Origin of the sequence: Palleniella intestinalis, assembly GCF_013166595.1 — a bacterium.
Classification (GTDB): domain Bacteria; phylum Bacteroidota; class Bacteroidia; order Bacteroidales; family Bacteroidaceae; genus Prevotella; species Prevotella intestinalis.
The window spans coordinates 302738-321004 of record NZ_JABKKG010000002.1 but is presented as its reverse complement, the minus strand read 5'-3'; the positions used below and the strand labels follow the sequence as shown (position 1 = coordinate 321004).

Sequence of the window (18267 nt, the reverse complement as noted above, 5' to 3'; positions counted from 1 at the left end):
GGTAGAGAGTGAATCAGTGTGAGGCACCGTTTTACGGTGCAGATTGCCTACTCCTTATATACCCCGCATGCCGATAAGCGGCATACGGGGTTAACAAAGAGCCACCGCTTTGCGGTGCTTTATTTGCAGGCATTTGTCTGCTTAGCAAAACAAGCAAAGAAGAAACAAACATAAAAACATAAAATAAAAAATGGGAAGAGCATTTGAATATCGCAAGGCCGCCAAGATGAAGCGTTGGGGCCACATGGCAAAGACTTTCACACGTCTGGGCAAACAGATTGCAATCGCAGTGAAGGCCGGCGGTCCGGAGCCGGAGACAAACCCTACACTCCGTTCCATCATCGCTGTCTGCAAGCGTGAGAACATGCCGAAGGACAACATCGAGCGTGCTATCAAGAACGCTATGGGCAAGGACCAGTCTGACTACAAGGAGGTTACTTACGAGGGATACGGCCCTCACGGAATCGCTGTGTTTGTTGACACACTGACCGACAACACCACACGTACTGTGGCTGACGTGCGTTCAATCTTCAACAAGTTCTCAGGCAACCTTGGCACAACAGGCTCACTCAGCTTCCTGTTCGACCACAAGTGTGTGTTCACATTCAAGAAGCCAGAAGGTCTTGACATGGACGAGCTTATCCTCGAACTTATTGACTTCAACGTCGATGACGAGTTTGATGAGGAGTTCAATGAGGATACCAACGAGGACACAATCACTATCTACGGTGACCCTAAGTCTTATGCCATGATTCAGAAATTCCTTGAGGACAAGGGCTTTGAGGGAGTGGGTGGCGAGTTCACTTACATTCCTAACGACCTTAAGGAAGTCACTGACGAGCAGCGCGAGGTTATCGAGAAGATGGTTGAGCGACTCGAAGAGTTTGACGATGTGCAGACTGTGTACACAAATATGAAGTAGGAAACGGCGAATGGAGCGTCATAGCTCCACGTTGTTTAGATTACATAATTCCACCGCAGGTCTTGGCGTTTGCATGAAACACTTATGCAAACGTCAGGACTTTGTAGAAAAATAAAGTGTGGTGATGTGAGTTTTCTGACATGCCGCACGAAACGCAATCATATAAAGGAGAATATGAAAACATTATCATTTCAGACACAAGGAACCTGTGCCAAGTTTATAAATGTCACTCTCACTGACGATGGAATAGTTGACAATGTTGAGTTTATGGGTGGCTGCAATGGCAACACGAAGGGCATCACTTCACTTGTACGCGGCATGAAGGCAGAAGATGTCATCAAGCGACTTGAAGGAATCACTTGTGGAATGAAGACCACAAGCTGTCCTGACCAGTTCGCACAAGCACTGAAGCAGATGTTGTAATGTTTGTTTGCCGGTGACGGGTGAGGCCGGCCGGGATTGACAGGTTATGAGAATATCAGGTATTATATTTGTTGTGTCATGTATGTTCCTTTCCTCTTGTCAGGAAAATATAGAGGAACGTGCAGAGCGAGAGGCAAGGGAATATACATTGAAATATTGTCCCACGCCTCCTCAGAATGATGTCGTCACTGACAGTATTGTGTACCACAGTGGAACAAGAACCTATTCCACCTACATGACATTTACCGGAAAGCTGGACAATGCGGAACTTATTTCTGAGAACGGCAGTGAGATTTCGGATAACATGCTGAGGATGGTGCGTTCCAATGCCGGTCTTAAGGCATATAAGGATGCAGGCTTTTCCTTTGAGTATGTCTGCCGTTCGCAGCAAACGCCGGGAAAGATGCTGCTGCATCTCACATTCACACAGAAGGACTATGCTGACGGTTCGAAAAAATAACTGTCGGCATATCATAAACACCATACACAAATGATATTCACACTCTCTTGCACAGGAAACACACGCTGGGCGGCAGATTTGCTGGCGCAGATGACCAATGACAAAGTTGTCTCAATTCCCGATGCCATTAATGGTGACTGCTCTTATCGTCTCCGTGCCGGAGAAAGGATAGGCTTCTGTCTGCCTGTCCATGGCTGGCGTCTTCAGCCATTGGTGCGGGACTTTATTGCCAAGTTGAATCTTGTTGTGCCGGCCGCTGATGAGGGGAGGGCGCACAATGGAACGCTTTCACATTATTGCTATTTCCTTATCACCTGCGGCGACAGCTGCGGTGAGTATGGGGAACAGCTGGAGACGGCTCTTGCAGCCAAAGGTCTGCAGGTGCGTTCCGCTTGTTCTGTCATCATGCCGGAATCTTATGTCGGTCTGCCGTTTATGGATGTCGATACGGACGTGCGTGAGGCAGAGAAGAAGATGAACGCGCGCAGCACAGTCCTTGAGTTTGCGGATATAGTGGCAGAGAACCGTTCTGTCCGCATGCTTGTCCACAAAGGCTCTATGCCTCGTTTCTATAGCCGTGTCCTTGGCAAATTCTTTTACAGGTTTCTTGTGACAGACAAGCGTTTCAAGGTCGATGCCGGCAAGTGCATAGGCTGTGGCAAGTGCAAGAGCCATTGTCCGGTAGGCAACATGGCGATGACCGGCGGCAGACCCGAATGGCTTCATACAGGGAAGTGCCTGACATGCATGGCTTGCTATCATTATTGCCCTGAGAAGGCTATCTCTTTCTGGAAATTCACCGGAAAGAAAGGGCAATACTATTTTGACCACAACAAGCGAAAACAGGGAAAACATTGATTGCCATGTCTTTATGAATTCTTTGTGATTTTTGTTATACTGTTTTTTTCATAAAACTCATTGTTTGAGTGTAGGAAAAAACTGTTGCCAAACATTAATGTATGTCAATTTTCGCTTGGAATACTGAAAGAATTATCCAAAAACCACATGGAAATGTTTGCATTTAAGGATTTTTTCATTATCTTTGCATTGAAAAAATATTAGTAGAGAATACAAGTTCATATCAAAATAATGGAAAAACAACTGTTGTTCCCGGATTATATATTTGAGTCAAGCTGGGAAGTTTGCAATAAGGTTGGAGGCATATATACAGTGCTTTCCACACGCGCTAAAACACTGACTGACATTATACGTGACCGTCTTATCTTTATCGGACCGGACTGCTGGGGAGAAAAGCAGTCTCCGTATTTCATACCTGACAGCTCGCTCCTTGAGAATTGGGAGAAGAAGGCTAATGCAGAAGGACTGAAAGTAAAAGTGGGACGTTGGGATATCCCCGGAAAACCTATTGCGGTTCTTGTTGATTTCAAGCCGTATTTTGAGCGGAAAAATGAAATATACGCTACACTTTGGGAGAAATATCAGGTAGACTCGCTCCATGCTTATGGAGATTATGACGAGGCTTCCATGTTCTCGTATGCAGCAGGTCTTGTAGTAGAGAACCTATATTACTACCTTAATCTTGCACCACAGAAAGTCATCTATCATGCCAATGAATGGATGACAGGTCTCGGTATGCTATATGTTAAGGACAAACTTCCGAAGGTGGGCACAGTATGGACGACACATGCGACATCCATCGGCCGCTCCATAGCCGGTAATGACAAGCCTCTTTATGACTATCTCTGGTGCTACAATGGTGACCAGATGGCTGAGGAACTTAACATTCAGTCAAAGCATTCCATCGAGAAGCAGACAGCATTCAATGCCGATGCTTTCACGACGGTGTCCGACATCACTGCCACGGAATGCCATGAGCTCATAGGCAAGCCTGTCGATGTTGTGCTACCTAATGGCTTTGAGAATGACTTCGTGCCGAAAGGGGCTGAATTCACCAGGAAGCGCAAGGAAGCACGCAAGAAGATGCTCCGCCTTGCAAACTGTCTTGTAGGACGTAAGTTCAATGATGACACTCTTATTATAGGTACAAGCGGGCGATACGAGTTCCGCAATAAAGGTATTGATGTGTTCCTTGAGGCAATGAGCCGTCTGCTTCGTGACAAGCGACTCAAAAAGGATGTCATAGCCCTTATCGAGGTTCCTACATGGCTCGGCAGTCCGCGTGAGGATTTGCAGAAGCGTTATGTGTCGGGTGAAACATTTGACACTCCGCTGGAACTCCCGATAATAACCCATTGGCTGCATGAGATGAATCGTGACAGTATCATGAATAATCTGAAGTATCTGAACATGTGGAACAGTCCGGAGAATAAGGTTATTATGATATTCGTGCCATGCTATCTTGACGGCAATGATGGCATACTCAATATTCCTTATTATGACCTCATCATAGGTAAGGACTTGTCTGTATATCCTTCTTATTATGAACCATGGGGTTATACTCCATTGGAATCGATAGCTTTCAAGATTCCATGTATCACCACAGACCTTGCAGGCTTCGGTGTGTGGGCAAACACCATAAAGGGGGCTTATTCGGAAATTGAAGATGGAGTGAAGACAATACACCGCACGGATTACAATTACTCCGAAACTGCGGATGCGATAAAGGAAACTGTTGTGAAGTTCTCCAAAATGTCTACCGCTCAGGTGCGGAAAGTCAGAGCAAACGCTGACAAACTTTCCAAGAAGGCACTTTGGGGTAAGTTCATTGAATACTATCGCACTGCATACGACATAGCGTTAACCAAAGCTAACAAAAGATAAAACAAATACACCAAACAATGAAAATCAAAACCAATTATGTAAATGCCCCGATATGGAAGGAGCTGGCTATCAAGTCAACACTCCCTCAGGAGCTTGAATGTCTTGACGAGATTGCACACAATCTCTGGTGGTCATGGAACTATGAGGCTCGCGACTTGTGGCGCGCACTTGACCGCGACCTCTTTGAGAAGGTAGGCGAGAACCCTGTAGCCCTCCTTGAGAAACTCCCTTATGAGCGTAAGGAAGAATGTGCCAAGGATAAGGAAATCATGAAGAAGGTGCAGAATGTCAACAAACTCTTCCAAGAGTATATGGCACAGCCTGTTGACAGCAGCCGCCCTTCTGTTGCTTATTTCTGCATGGAGTATGGCATCTCACAGGTACTCAAGATTTACTCCGGCGGTCTCGGTATGCTTGCCGGTGACTATGTCAAGGAGGCTTCCGACTCTAACGTTGACATGTGCGCTGTCGGTTTCCTTTATCGTTACGGCTATTTCAAGCAGTCAATCTCTATGGAGGGTGACCAGATTGCAAACTACGATGCACAGAACTTCAACTCTCTCCCTGTAGTGCGCACTCTCGACCCTGCAACAGGTGAGCCTCTCATTGTCGACGTTCCTTACATGAACTACATGGTTCACGCTTCTGTGTGGACAGCAAACGTAGGACGTGTGAAACTCTATCTCCTTGACACTGACAATGAGATGAACTCAGAGTTCGACCGCCCTATCACTCACGCACTCTACGGTGGCGACTGGGAGAACCGTCTGAAGCAGGAGATACTCCTCGGTATCGGCGGTATGCTGACACTGAAGAAGCTCGGCATCAAGAAGGACATCTACCACTGCAACGAGGGACATGCAGCACTCTGCAACCTCCAGCGCCTTATCGACTATATCCACGAGGGACTCACATTCAACCAGGCAATAGAGCTTGTGCGCGCTTCAGGTCTCTACACATGCCACACTCCGGTTCCTGCAGGCCACGACTATTTTGACAAGGACCTCTTCGGCAAGTACATGAGCGGCTACCCACAGCAGCTTGGCATTTCTTGGGACGAATTCATCGGCATGGGACGCACAAATCCTGACGACCACAATGAGAAGTTCTCAATGTCAACATTCGCACTCAACACATGCCAGGAGTCAAACGGTGTGTCAAAGCTCCACGGATGGGTGTCACAGAAGATGTTCGCTCCTACATGGGCAGGCTACTGGCCTGAGGAGAACCACATCGGCTACGTTACCAACGGTGTGCACTTCCCTACATGGTGTGCTACAGAGATGCGCAAGATTTACGCTAAGTACTTCGACAAGAACCATCTCTGTGACCAGTCCAACGAGTCTATCTGGCACGGCATCTACAACTGCCCTGACGAGGAACTCTGGGCAACACGTATGGAGCTGAAGAACAAGCTCGCTGACTACATCAAGATTAAGTTCAAGGACGTATGGCTCCGCAATCAGGGCGACCCTGCACGCGTTGTCTCACTCCTCAACAAAATCAACCCTAACGGTCTGACAATCGGTTTCTGCCGCCGCTTCGCAACCTACAAGCGTGCTCACCTCCTGTTCACAGACCTTGAGCGTCTCTCTAAGATTGTCAACAATCCGGAGCACCCTGTGACATTCCTCTTCGCAGGAAAGGCTCACCCGGCTGACGGTGGCGGTCAGGGACTTATCAAGCGCATCTACGAGATTTCACAGCGTCCTGAGTTCCTCGGCAAGATTATCTTCCTCGAGGACTACGACCAGCAGCTCGCACGCCGCCTTGTTTCAGGATGCGACATCTGGATGAACACTCCTACACGTCCTCTCGAGGCATCCGGAACATCAGGCGAGAAGGCTGAGATGAACGGTGTTGTCAACCTCTCCGTCCTTGACGGATGGTGGGTGGAAGGCTACCGCGAGGGTGCAGGATGGGCTCTTCCTGAGAAGCGCACATACCAGAACCAGGGCTATCAGGATCAGCTTGACGCTGCAACAATCTATAACATGCTTGAGAACGAGATTGTACCTCTCTACTACAACAAGGACGAGAAGGGCATCTCTGCAGGCTGGATGCAGGTTGTCAAGAACTCTATCGCTACAATCGCTCCTCACTACACAATGAAGCGTCAGCTTGACGACTACTATGACCGCTTCTACACAAAGCAGGCACAGCGTTTCGCCGAGCTCTCAAAGGACGACAACAAGGTTGCCAAGGAACTCGCATCATGGAAGGAGACCGTGGCACAGCGTTGGGACAGCATCTGTGTTGTTTCCACCGAATCAAACCTCAACGAGGGTGTTGCTACAGGCAAGGAATTCAATCTCAAGTTCGTCATCGACGAGCAGGGACTCAATGATGCAGTGGGCGTAGAGCTTGTTGTCCTGAACAACGACATGTCTGACACTGACCGCGAAATCAAGCGCATCATACCATTCGAGGTGACAAAGGTAGAAGGCAACCTCTACACATTCGAGGCTCACTACACACCTTCACAGGCTGGTGCTTACAAGACAGCAGTTCGTATGTACCCTAAGAACGACATGCTCCCACACCGTTGCGATTTCGCATACATCAAGTGGATTGGCTAAATCCATGCAGATGCAGACTTCGGTCTGATAAGAATCTTAATGTCCCCGTCGGCACTTATAATGCCGGCGGGGATGTTTTTTATTGTATTTGTTTTGATGTAAATCAAACTATTCATGGGAAAGTTCAGAAAATACCCATTAATACTTGCGAGATTCAGAAAAAGTCAGTACCTTTGCATCCGCATTTGAGAAACAATGCTTGGTTATGGCTCCTTAGCTCAACTGAATAGAGCATCTGACTACGGATCAGAAGGTTGCAGGTTTGAATCCTGCAGGAGTCACAAAAGCAAAGAGAATCAAAGCCAAAGCGATGGCTCCTTAGCTCAACTGAATAGAGCATCTGACTACGGATCAGAAGGTTGCAGGTTTGAATCCTGCAGGAGTCACAACAAACAGGATAGACTTTACAGCCTATCCTGTTTGTTGTTTTATATGTATGCCTTTGAAATCTCCTGCCGCCGGCTTTTTGTTTTGCAGAATGCCACCCCTTGGGGCATTGATTATCTTTGATTCTATAAGACTATGAGCGACAACGGAATGAAAAACAGACCGGAAGACAAAATTGTGTATGCTTTGTGTGTCATTTTGGGCTTATATTGTGCTTATCTGTATGTGACGAACCTGAAAGCATGTGAAGGAAACCGTGATAAGGATGCAGTTCCCCATACCTCCATGCCGGATCAATCGCCCTTTCCTGCGCCGGAGAACAAGGAGTATGATGCGGAGGCTTCGGATAGAGTATATAAGGCACTGTCCGGCGGTACAAGCGAAGCCGATGTCTTCAATGACAATCTCGACGAATATCTTGAAGACCCGGAGGATGAGATAACCTTTCCTTCAGAAATCTATGATACGCAGATAGACGATGAAGAGGAGGATGTTATGACAGGTGACATTCATTACTGAACAAGGAAATAATTAGTAAATATTCAGTGGAGTTAGAACTTTTGTTTTAAGCACTGTTTCACGGTGCTGTGGCAGGGAAAAATGTCCGCAGAGTAGTTACAATAATTACAGTAAATTCTGAAAAAACAATAAAATATCAGCCGATGATTGATTTTATTGCGCAAATAATATTACCTTTACCGCAGTTAACCCAAAAAGGAAACGTTATGTGCAAGAACGAAAGAATCATTCAGTCGGCAATACTCGCAGTGAGTATCGTCGTGTTAGGCCTTTCAATCAAGGCGGGTATCGACAATTATGCTGAGAAAGACAGGACGGTTACAGTCAAGGGGCTTGCCGAGAAAGAGGTGGCGGCGGACAAGGTGACATGGCCTATCCCGACAAAGGAGCTGGGCAACGACCTGCCTGAACTCTACAGCCGTATCAATGCCACGACAAACAAAGTCACGGCATTCCTGAAGCAAAACGGTGTGAAGGACAGCGAGATAAGTGTCAATGCCCCTGTCGTCATAGACCTTAATGCCGACCAGTACCGTACGAACTTGAACGGCTATCGTTACAATGTCACATCCGTTATCACTGTGACATCAAACAATGTGAAACTTGTGCGTGGCATCATGGCGCGTCAGGGCGAACTCCTGAAGCAAGGTGTGGCAATCGTCGATGGCGGCTACCAGAATGCTGTGCAGTACGAATATGTGGCATTCCAGCAGATGAAGCCTAAGATGATGCAGGAAGCCATAAAGAATGCGCGCCTTACGGCAGAGCAGTTTGCGGAGAACAGCAACAGCTCCATAGGCAAAATCCATACAGCAGGGCAGGGACAGTTCTCCATAGAGGACCGTGACCAAAACACTCCTTACATAAAGAAAGTGCGTGTGGTGACAACCGTAACCTACACTTTGGAAGATTGACGGATGTTGCTTGCAGTCAAGGAAGTTTGCAAATTAAGTGGTATATGAGGTAATTTTGTGCATTATCAATTATAGCCACGAGTGGACACTGTGAGGTATGATTGAAAGAAACACCAAACAGAGGCTATCGACAAAAAGCGATAGCCTCTGTTTGGTTGATTGGAATTGTTTTGCTCCGTGTTTTGCAATACTGTTATCTTATGAACAGCAGTTCGCGGTATTTCGGGAGCGGCCAGCATGCATCGTCGACGATGAATTCGAGTTTGTCAATCTGGTAGCGTATCTCCTCCATCTTCGGTGCCACCGTGTCGTGGTAAGCAATCGCTTTTGCGTGCTCATCGGCAATCTTGTTAGCCACTTTGCGTGCGTTGACAAGCTCTTCCACCTGGCGTTCTATGGTTGAGGTGCGTTCAGCGATTTCCTCGATGATTTTCACGTTGCGTGCGGAGAGACGCTCAGCCTTGTCGATAGGGAACACTGAATTCATATTCTCTACATTCACGAGGAGCTGGCTTTGGTAGCGTGTGGCGACAGGGATGATGTGGTTCATTGTCAGGTCGCCAAGCACACGTGCCTCAATCTGTATCTTCTTTGTGTAAGTTTCCCATTTCACTTCGTTGCGTGCCTCAAGCTCTTTGCGTGTCATGACCCCAAGGCTTTCAAACATTTCCACACTTTCCTTGTTGAGATAGTTCTCGAAGATTCGTGGGCATGATTTCTCTGTGTCAAGTCCGCGGCGTCCGGCTTCCTCGACCCATTCATCGGAATAGCCGTTGCCGTTGAAACGGATGGGCTTGCAGGCTGTGATGTCTTGGCGCAGGATGTCGATGATAGCGTGGAACTTGGCGGTATGTCCTGTGCCTTCCGCGAATTTCGGGTCATCGGCAATCTCATCAATGCGTGCGTCAACACGTTTCTTGAACGACACAAGTGCTTCAGCCACAGCAGAGTTGAGTGCAATCATTGCCGATGCACAGTTAGCCTCTGAGCCAACGGCGCGGAACTCGAAACGGTTGCCGGTGAAGGCGAATGGAGATGTGCGGTTGCGGTCAGTCTGGTCGATAAGCAGTTCCGGAATCTCAGGGATGTCCATCTTCATGCCCTGTTTCCCTGCCAATGACAACTGGTCGGAGTCAGCACGCTCTATGTGGTCAAGGAATTCCGACACCTGTGTGCCGAGGAATGAGCTGACGATGGCAGGAGGTGCTTCGTTTGCTCCAAGGCGGTGAGCGTTGGTTGCAGACATTATTGACGCTTTCAGCAGTCCGTTATGGCGGTAGACACCCATGAGTGTCTCAACGATGAACACTGCGAAGCGGAGATTCTGTTCTGGTGTTTTCCCCGGTGCGTGGAGAAGTGTGCCTGTGTCGGTCGACAGACTCCAGTTGTTATGCTTTCCTGAGCCGTTGATGCCGGCGAAAGGTTTCTCGTGGAGGAGTGCGCGGAAGCCATGCTTGCGTGCCACCTTCTTCATGAGTGACATAAGCAGCATATTATGGTCCACCGCAAGATTTGTCTCTTCGAAGATAGGAGCAAGCTCAAATTGGTTTGGAGCGACCTCATTATGGCGTGTCTTGCACGGAATGCCAAGTTCCAGAGCCTGTATCTCAAGGTCTTTCATGAAAGCCTGCACACGGTCAGGGATCGTTCCGAAATAATGGTCGTCCATCTGCTGGTTCTTGGCAGAGTCGTGTCCCATGAGAGTGCGTCCTGTCAGCATTAGGTCAGGGCGTGCAGAGTAGAGGCTGTCGTCAACAAGGAAATATTCCTGTTCCCACCCGAGATTGGATGTCACTTTCTTCACTTCAGGGTCAAAGTATCTGCACACTTCTGTTGCCGCCACGTTCACAGCATGGAGTGCGCGGAGCAGTGGAGCCTTGTAGTCGAGAGCCTCCCCACTGTAGCTGATGAACACTGTCGGGATGCACAGTGTGTCATCGATGATGAACACAGGAGATGTCGGATCCCATGCCGAATAGCCACGCGCCTCGAAAGTGCTTCGTATTCCTCCGTTGGGGAAAGAGCTGGCGTCAGGTTCCTGCTGTACGAGAAGTTTTCCGGAGAAATCCTCAACCATGCCTCCTTTGCCATTGTGTTCTACGAAGGAATCATGCTTTTCCGCAGTCCCTTCTGTCAGCGGTTGGAACCAGTGTGTGTAGTGTGTCACCCCATTCTCTTTTGCCCATTGCGCCATGCCTTTGGCCACCTCGTCAGCCACCTCGCGCTCCAGTCGTGCCCCGTTGTCTATCACGTCGATCATCTTTTCGTAGATAGGCTTTGGCAGGTATTTGTACATTCGTTCACGATTGAACACCTTTCTGCCGAAGTATTCGTAAGGTCTTTCCTCAGCAATCTTTACTTCGAGAGGCTTTCTTGAAAGAGCCTCTTTTACCGCATGGAATCTTAAATTTGCCATAATGTTACTACTATTGTTTGTATTGTTCGGATGGTTCTATTTCAGCCATTTCCTAATTCTGTCCAAAGCCTCCTCTGTCTGTTCTTTTGAGCCGAAGGCTGTGAATCTGACATATCCCTCGCCTGACGGTCCGAAGCCGACTCCGGGTGTGCATACCACATGCGCTCCGTAAAGCAGTTCCTCAAAGAATCGCCATGAGTCGGACCTTTCCGGGACACGCATCCAGATGTATGGAGCGTTCTCTCCGCCTTGGACATCAAAGCCCATGTCTTTGAAGGTTGCCAGCATTTTGTGGGCGTTTTCCATGTAATAGTCTATTGTCTGGCGCACCTGCCGTTTTCCTTCCGGAGTGTAGATGGCCTCTGCGGCACGTTGTGAAAGGTAGCTTGTGCCGTTGAACTTTGTGCATTGCCGTCTGTTCCACAGCGGATTAAGAGGGATGCGCCTTCCGTCGAGAGTGGCAGCTGTGAGTTCTTTTGGCACGATGGTATATCCGCAGCGCACTCCTGTGAATCCTGCTGTTTTGGAATAGCTGTGGAACTCTATGGCACATTTGCGCGCACCCTTTATCTCGTAGATGCTGTGTGGGATGGAAGGGTTTTGTATATATGCCTCATAAGCAGCGTCAAAGAAGATTATCGCCTCATTCTTCAAAGCGTAGTTCACCCACTTGCGCAGTTCTCCTTTGGTCAATACAGTGCCGGTAGGGTTGTTAGGGTAGCAGAGATATATGACATCGACGCGCCTTTCCGGCAATGCAGGCACGAAATTGTTTTCGGCATTGCAAGGCATGTAGTAAATGTTTGACCACCGTCCGTCCTCTCCTTTGACGCCTGCTCTTCCTATCATTGCATTGGAGTCTATGTACACTGGATATATAGGGTCTGTCACAGCGACAGTGTTATCCCAGCGGATGAGCTCCTGTATGTTGCCGGTATCGCTCTTCGCACCGTCGTTAATGAAGACCTCATCAATGTCAAGGTGAATGCCACGCGGAAGAAAATCGTTCTTCAGGATAGCTTCCCGCAGGAAATCATATCCCTGTTCAGGGCCATATCCGCGAAAACCTTGCCGTGTCGCCATCTCGTCTGTTGCCTTATGCAAAGCCTCGATGACAGCCGGGCAGAGAGGTTGGGTGACATCGCCAATGCCCAATGATATGACTTCCGCCCCTTTGTGCGTGGCTTTGAAGACATTAACCTTCTTGGCAATGTCTGCGAACAAATAGTTGTTCGGGAGTTTTAGGAAATGCTCGTTTACTAATGCCATATATCTTTTTCCTGTATCAAAAATGAATGTGTCCTTCAAAAACAAATTCTGCACCGCCGGTCATATAGACATGGTTGTCTTCCTTGTTCCAGCATATCCGGAGCTCTCCGCCGTCCATGGATATTGTTGCCGTCCTCCCGGTTCTCCCTGTGAGGCATGCAGCTACAGCTGTGGCGCAGGCTCCTGTACCGCAAGCCATTGTGATGCCACTGCCTCTTTCCCATACTCGCATGCGTATGCTTCCATCGTCTTGTATCTTGGCAAACTCTATGTTTGCCCTTTCCGGGAACATCTTGTCATGTTCGAGTTGTGGACCGTAATGCTCGATGCAGGCGGTTGTAAGGTCGTCCGTGAAGATTACGAAATGCGGATTGCCCATAGACACAAATGTTCCGCAGATGTTTTTTTCGCCGATTTTCAATGTAGCCTCCTTGCCATGAGCCTCTGTATTGGCAAATTGCATTTCATTGTCAAGGACAGGTTCGCCCATATCTACAGTGACACTCTCGACAACTCCGTCGTTTACTGCAAGGTCAAGCACCTTTATGCCTGCTGCGGTAAGCAGTCTGATGCTTGTCTTTTCCGTCAGGCCTTTCTCAAAGAGATATTTGCCTATGCAGCGTGAAGCGTTGCCACACATCATGGCTTCGGAACCATCGGCATTGAATATACGCATAGTGAAGTCGGCTTCAGGAGTGCCGGCTTTCCCGATCAGCACTAATCCGTCAGAGCCGATACCCTTGTGGCGGTCACTCCATGCGATTGCCGCTTTCTCGGGATTCCCTATATTATATAATGTAGAATCAACATAAATATAGTCATTGCCAATCCCATGCATCTTTGTGAAACCTATTTCATGTGTCATTCTGTGCGGTGTTTGTTTGGATTTACTTACCAATTGTTTTTATTCCGGATGCAAAGGTAGCATATTTTGTAATAAATGAGAAGAAAAAACTTTTAAGATTTACTTGGTTGTTTGATGAAAGTGATAAATCGTAAGATATTCGTTGTAATAAGTTTTGGTTTGCAATGTTAGTCTTATTGAAAAGTTGTGATTTATAACATCAGCCATTTCTGTTAATAGAAAAATATGCAAAGTGTCGACAAAATGCTTGCAAAATTAATAACTTTGCATCCGAAATGACAGATAAAGCAAAGGTGATATGGTAGAATGTAAGAACAGAGGGCTATATCAAAGCCGGTATGAGCATGACGCTTGCGGAGTAGGTATGGTTGTGAACATCAATGGTGGCAAGAGCCATCAGTTGGTTGACGATGCGCTTCGTATTTTGGAAAATATGCGTCATCGTGGTGCGGAAATCGGTAAGGACGGTGACGGAGCCGGCATTATGATTCAGATTCCGCACGAGTTTGTTCTTCTGCAAGGCATCCCCGTGCCGGAGAAAGGGAAATATGGCACAGGAATGGTGTTCCTTCCGAAAGAGAGTGGTGCGCAGCAAGAGATACTGAGCATCATTATTGAAGAGGTGGAGCGTGAAGGATTGCAGCTTATGCATCTGCGTTCTGTTCCGACTAACACGGAATGTCTTGGCGAGCGTGCATTGACAAGCGAGCCGGACATAAAGCAGCTGTTTGTCACAGGTGTGCAGGATGACAAGGTGGACATTTTCCCACGTACCTTATACATAATAAGGAAGCGTATAGAAAGACGTGTGAATAATAAGGATTTCTACATTTGTTCGTTGAGCAACACAAACATTATTTATAAGGGAATGCTGTCATCAATGCTGGTCCGCCAGTACTATCCTGACCTCTCTAATCCGTATCTTACGAGTGGACTGGCATTGGTGCATTCCCGTTTCAGTACAAACACTTTCCCTACTTGGTCGCTGGCTCAGCCTTTCCGCCTGTTGGCACACAATGGAGAGATTAACACCATACGTGGCAACCGTGGCTGGATGAAGGCGCGTGAAAGTGTGTTGTCAAGCGAGGCGTTAGGTGATGTCCGTGACATTTCGCCAATAGTGCAAGAGGGCATGAGTGACTCTGCTTCTCTTGACAATGTCCTGGAATTCTTTCTCATGTCAGGACTGTCACTGCCACACGCCATGAGTGTGCTTGTGCCGGAGAGCTTCAATGACAAGAACCCTATCTCCGAAGATTTGAAAGCCTTTTATGAGTACCATTCCATATTAATGGAACCGTGGGACGGGCCTGCCGCACTCCTGTTCAGTGACGGACGCTTTGCAGGCGGTATGCTTGACAGGAACGGTCTGCGCCCTGCACGCTATACGCTGACAAAAAGCGGTATGATGGTTGTCGCCTCGGAAGTCGGCGTGATGGATTTTGACCCTTCGGAAGTGGCGGGGAAAGGGCGTTTGCAGCCGGGAAAGATACTTCTTGTCGATACTCAGGAAGGAAAGATATACTATGATGGGGAAATCAAGCAACAGCTGGCTTCTGAACATCCGTATCATCAGTGGCTGTCCACCAACTGCATACAGTTGGAGAAATTGAAGAGCGGCCGCCATGTGGACAATGCCGTGCCTGATTTGCTGCGTAAGGAAAAGCTCTTCGGATATGGTGAGGAGGACATTTCCTCAACGATTATACCAATGGCTGTCAATGGGCAGGAGCCGACAGCATCCATGGGCAATGACACTCCGTTGGCAGTCCTGTCAAGCCGTCCGCAAGTGTTCTTCAACTATTTCAGGCAGCAGTTTGCACAAGTGACAAATCCGGCGATAGACTCTATCCGTGAGAACCTTGTGATGTCATTGGCGGAATATATCGGACGTGTCGGCTCGGGCATACTCAGTCCTGACGAATCCAACAGCAAAATGGTGCGCCTGCCTCATCCTATCTTGAACAATACACAATTGGACATCCTGTGCAACATACGCTACAAGGGATTCAACACACTCAAACTCTCATTGCGGTTTGATGATGATATTCGCGAGGCAATCGACCGCTTGTGCAAAGATGCGGAACGAGCGGTAGATGAAGGCTATAACTATATCATCCTGACAGATAGGGGCGAGGACGGTCCTTTCATTCCGTCTTTGCTGGCGGTCTCTGCTGTCCACCATTATCTGATTTCTGTAGGGAAGCGCGTGCAGACGGCTTTGATTGTTGAGAGTGGCGAGATTCGCGAGACAATGCATGCTGCCTTGTTGCTCGGCTATGGAGCTTCCGCTCTGTGCCCTTACATGGTTTTCGCTATATTGGATGACCTTGTAAAGAAAGGAAAGATACAGGAGGACTACTCTACAGCCGAGTCAAACTACATCAAAGCCGTGAAAAAAGGTCTCTTCAAGATAATGGCGAAGATGGGAATCTCTACAATCCGAAGCTATCGTGGCGCAAAAATATTCGAGAGCATAGGATTGAGTGAGAGCCTGTTGCGCTCTTATTTCGGGACAGAGACAAGCACTGTCGGCGGTGTCGGTTTGGAGAAGATTGCCAATGATGCAGTCTATTTCAGCGAGAGACAGAATGACGACGATGCCGAGTTCCTTAAGAATGACGGACAGTTCCATTGGAGGAAAGACGGCATACTTCATGCATGGAATCCTGAGACTATCGCCACATTGCAGTTGGCATGCCGTCGAGGAGACTATAAGAAGTTCAAGGAGTTCTCAAGCCTTGTCGATGAAAAGCAGCAGCCGATATTCATCCGTGATTTCCTTGACGTGAAGCGCAATCCTATAAGTATTGACGAAGTGGAGCCTGCCTCAGAAATCGTCAAGCATTTTGTGGCAGGTGCAATGTCCTTTGGAGCTTTATCCAAGGAAGCCCATGAAGCCATCTGTCTCGCTATGAACCGTTTGGGCGCAAGAAGCAATACAGGTGAGGGAGGTGAGGATGCGGAACGCTTCCATACAAACATTGACGGTGTGAGCCTGTCAAGCAAGACAAAACAGATTGCTTCCGGACGTTTCGGAGTGACGACAGAGTACCTCGTGAATGCAGAGGAATTGCAGATAAAAGTGTCGCAGGGTGCAAAACCGGGTGAGGGCGGACAGTTGCCTGGATTCAAGGTCAACGAGACCATTGCCGGGACACGCCATTCCATTCCCGGCATTTCACTGATCTCTCCTCCGCCTCACCACGACATTTATTCGATAGAAGATTTGGCACAGCTCATTTTTGACTTGAAGAACGTCAATCCTACTGCCGCTGTCTCCGTGAAACTTGTTGCAGAGAGCGGTGTAGGCACAATTGCCGCCGGCGTGGCAAAGGCGAAAGCTGACCTCATAGTCATCAGCGGTGCGGAGGGAGGAACGGGAGCAAGTCCGGCGTCTTCAATGCGGTTTGCCGGCATTTCCCCGGAGATAGGTCTAGCGGAAACACAACAGACACTTGTCCGCAACGGTCTTCGCGGCGGAACCCGTCTGCAGGTTGACGGTCAGTTGAAGACAGGTCGCGACATCATCCTTATGGCATTGCTTGGTGCTGATGAGTTTGGCTTCGGCACAACGGCGCTTATCGTACTTGGATGCGTGATGATGCGCAAATGCAACCTCAACACATGCCCAATGGGTGTGGCAACGCAAGACCCACGTCTCCGTAAGCATTTCCTTGGCAAGGCCGACCATTTGGTCAACTATTTCACATTCTTGGCAGAGGAGGTGCGCGAACATCTTGCAGCCATGGGTTTCCGCAGCCTGCAGGAGATTGTCGGGCGTTCCGATTTGATAGAGACGAAGCCTTCTGTGCTTGACCTGAGCAGACTGCTTCATAAAGAGGAGGGTGTGCTGAGTTACAGGAAGTCTGATGGCTGGAACATTCCTCTCGGCATGCAGCAGACAGTGCTTGACCGACAGATGATTGACGCTGCCACTCCGGCGATAGAACGCCGGGAGGAAGTCAATCTTGACTATGTAATCAAGAACACCGACCGCGCTGTCGGGACAATGCTCTCCGGAAACATTGCCAGGCGATATGGAGGTGCAGGGCTGCCGAAGGCGACAATCAACGTAAAGTTCAAAGGTTCGGCGGGACAATCGTTTGGCGCGTTCCTTGTTAACGGTGTGTCATTCAAGCTCGAAGGCGAGGCTAATGACTATTTTGCCAAAGGACTCTCCGGTGGCCGCATTGCCATTCTTCCTCCTGTCCGTTCTGACTTTGCCGCTGAGGATAACATCATAGCAGGCAACACAGGGCTTTACGGCGCGACTTCCGGTGAACTTTACGTCAATGGCAAGGTGGGTGAGCGTTTCGGAGTGCGCAACTCCGGTGCGATTGCCGTGATAGAAGGTGCCGGCGACCATTGCTGCGAGTATATGACAGGCGGTCGCATCGTAGTCCTTGGCGAGACAGGCAGAAATTTCGCAGCAGGCATGTCGGGCGGCGTCGCGTATGTCTGGGACAAGCATCACACGTTTGATTATTTCTGCAATATGGACATGGTGGAAATCAATCTTGTTGAGGAGACAAGCTATCGCAAGGAACTTCACGAACTCATCCGCCAGCACTATCTTTACACCGGCTCAAAGCTTGCTCGCACAATGCTTGACGATTGGCAGCACTACGTGGAGGACTTCATTCAGGTTGTCCCTATCGAGTACAAGAGGGTGCTGCAGGAAGAGCAGATGCGAAAGCTGCAGAAGAAGATTGCGGACATGCAGCGCGACTATTGAATCCGGCACGATACAGAAGACCCTCTATGTTTA

General features: G+C 48.5%; 12 protein-coding genes and 2 tRNA genes. 11 read left to right on the top strand and 3 right to left on the bottom strand.

The genetic code is table 11. The features are described 5' to 3' along the window. Positions 1 to 190 precede the first annotated feature (190 nt). The 10 genes from HPS57_RS03845 (at position 191) to HPS57_RS03800 (ending at position 8946) form a co-directional block, all read left to right on the top strand. Positions 191 to 922, top strand: a complete 732-nt coding sequence (locus HPS57_RS03845; RefSeq protein WP_135939715.1) for a YebC/PmpR family DNA-binding transcriptional regulator — start codon at positions 191 to 193, stop codon at positions 920 to 922. Between the two features lie 174 nt (positions 923 to 1096). Continuing rightward, positions 1097 to 1345, top strand: coding sequence for a TIGR03905 family TSCPD domain-containing protein (locus tag HPS57_RS03840; protein WP_172180307.1), 249 nt, complete (start codon positions 1097 to 1099; stop codon positions 1343 to 1345). Between the two features lie 46 nt (positions 1346 to 1391). Continuing rightward, entirely contained in the window at positions 1392 to 1805 is a 414-nt protein-coding gene (locus tag HPS57_RS03835) for a DUF8479 domain-containing protein (RefSeq protein ID WP_172180304.1), read from the top strand. Positions 1806 to 1835: 30 nt separating this feature from the next. Then, positions 1836 to 2663, top strand: coding sequence for an EFR1 family ferrodoxin (locus tag HPS57_RS03830; RefSeq protein WP_172180302.1), 828 nt, complete (start codon positions 1836 to 1838; stop codon positions 2661 to 2663). A gap of 231 nt (positions 2664 to 2894) precedes the next feature. Beyond that, the gene (locus tag HPS57_RS03825) at positions 2895 to 4547 is read left to right on the top strand and encodes a glycogen/starch synthase (RefSeq protein WP_172180300.1); all 1653 of its coding nucleotides are present in this window, start codon (positions 2895 to 2897) and stop codon (positions 4545 to 4547) included. Positions 4548 to 4564: 17 nt separating this feature from the next. Beyond that, a complete protein-coding gene (gene glgP / locus HPS57_RS03820; protein WP_172180297.1) occupies positions 4565 to 7126 on the top strand; it encodes an alpha-glucan family phosphorylase in 2562 nt (853 codons plus the stop codon). Positions 7127 to 7333: 207 nt separating this feature from the next. After that, positions 7334 to 7407, top strand: a tRNA-Arg gene (locus HPS57_RS03815). 31 nt (positions 7408 to 7438) lie between these two features. Further along, a tRNA-Arg gene (locus HPS57_RS03810) sits at positions 7439 to 7512 on the top strand. Positions 7513 to 7648: 136 nt separating this feature from the next. After that, a complete protein-coding gene (locus HPS57_RS03805) occupies positions 7649 to 8032 on the top strand; it encodes a hypothetical protein (protein WP_172180294.1) in 384 nt (127 codons plus the stop codon). Between the two features lie 206 nt (positions 8033 to 8238). Then, positions 8239 to 8946, top strand: a complete 708-nt coding sequence (locus HPS57_RS03800; RefSeq protein ID WP_172180292.1) for an SIMPL domain-containing protein — start codon at positions 8239 to 8241, stop codon at positions 8944 to 8946. A gap of 193 nt (positions 8947 to 9139) precedes the next feature. On the opposite strand, the gene HPS57_RS03795 is transcribed toward HPS57_RS03800, so the two are convergent. From HPS57_RS03795 to dapF, 3 genes are read right to left on the bottom strand one after another with little or no spacing between them, the layout of a single operon-like run. Continuing rightward, complete coding sequence (locus HPS57_RS03795) at positions 9140 to 11362, bottom strand: glutamine synthetase III family protein (RefSeq protein ID WP_172180290.1); 2223 nt, start codon at positions 11360 to 11362, stop codon at positions 9140 to 9142. Positions 11363 to 11398: 36 nt separating this feature from the next. Continuing rightward, entirely contained in the window at positions 11399 to 12631 is a 1233-nt protein-coding gene (locus HPS57_RS03790) for an LL-diaminopimelate aminotransferase (protein ID WP_172180288.1), read from the bottom strand. Positions 12632 to 12647: 16 nt separating this feature from the next. Next, positions 12648 to 13496: a diaminopimelate epimerase gene (dapF, locus tag HPS57_RS03785; protein ID WP_172180286.1), complete on the bottom strand. Its 849-nt coding sequence runs from the start codon at positions 13494 to 13496 to the stop codon at positions 12648 to 12650. A gap of 298 nt (positions 13497 to 13794) precedes the next feature. Between dapF and gltB the strand changes: the two genes are divergently transcribed. After that, positions 13795 to 18234 (top strand): glutamate synthase large subunit, encoded by a 4440-nt coding sequence (gene gltB / locus HPS57_RS03780; protein ID WP_172180284.1) that lies wholly within the window; start codon positions 13795 to 13797, stop codon positions 18232 to 18234. Positions 18235 to 18267: the final 33 nt, after the last annotated feature.

Excerpts from the sequence above, each read along its gene's own strand:
- HPS57_RS03790 (WP_172180288.1), bottom strand. The coding sequence starts at position 12,631 with ATGGCATTAGTAAACGAGCATTTCCTAAAACTCCCGAACAACTATTTG.
- dapF (WP_172180286.1), bottom strand. The coding sequence starts at position 13,496 with ATGACACATGAAATAGGTTTCACAAAGATGCATGGGATTGGCAATGAC.
- HPS57_RS03805 (WP_172180294.1), top strand. The coding sequence starts at position 7,649 with ATGAGCGACAACGGAATGAAAAACAGACCGGAAGACAAAATTGTGTAT.
- HPS57_RS03845 (WP_135939715.1), top strand. The coding sequence starts at position 191 with ATGGGAAGAGCATTTGAATATCGCAAGGCCGCCAAGATGAAGCGTTGG.
- HPS57_RS03830 (WP_172180302.1), top strand. The coding sequence starts at position 1,836 with ATGATATTCACACTCTCTTGCACAGGAAACACACGCTGGGCGGCAGAT.
- HPS57_RS03800 (WP_172180292.1), top strand. The coding sequence starts at position 8,239 with ATGTGCAAGAACGAAAGAATCATTCAGTCGGCAATACTCGCAGTGAGT.
- HPS57_RS03840 (WP_172180307.1), top strand. The coding sequence starts at position 1,097 with ATGAAAACATTATCATTTCAGACACAAGGAACCTGTGCCAAGTTTATA.
- HPS57_RS03825 (WP_172180300.1), top strand. The coding sequence starts at position 2,895 with ATGGAAAAACAACTGTTGTTCCCGGATTATATATTTGAGTCAAGCTGG.
- gltB (WP_172180284.1), top strand. The coding sequence starts at position 13,795 with ATGGTAGAATGTAAGAACAGAGGGCTATATCAAAGCCGGTATGAGCAT.
- glgP (WP_172180297.1), top strand. The coding sequence starts at position 4,565 with ATGAAAATCAAAACCAATTATGTAAATGCCCCGATATGGAAGGAGCTG.
- HPS57_RS03835 (WP_172180304.1), top strand. The coding sequence starts at position 1,392 with ATGAGAATATCAGGTATTATATTTGTTGTGTCATGTATGTTCCTTTCC.
- HPS57_RS03795 (WP_172180290.1), bottom strand. The coding sequence starts at position 11,362 with ATGGCAAATTTAAGATTCCATGCGGTAAAAGAGGCTCTTTCAAGAAAG.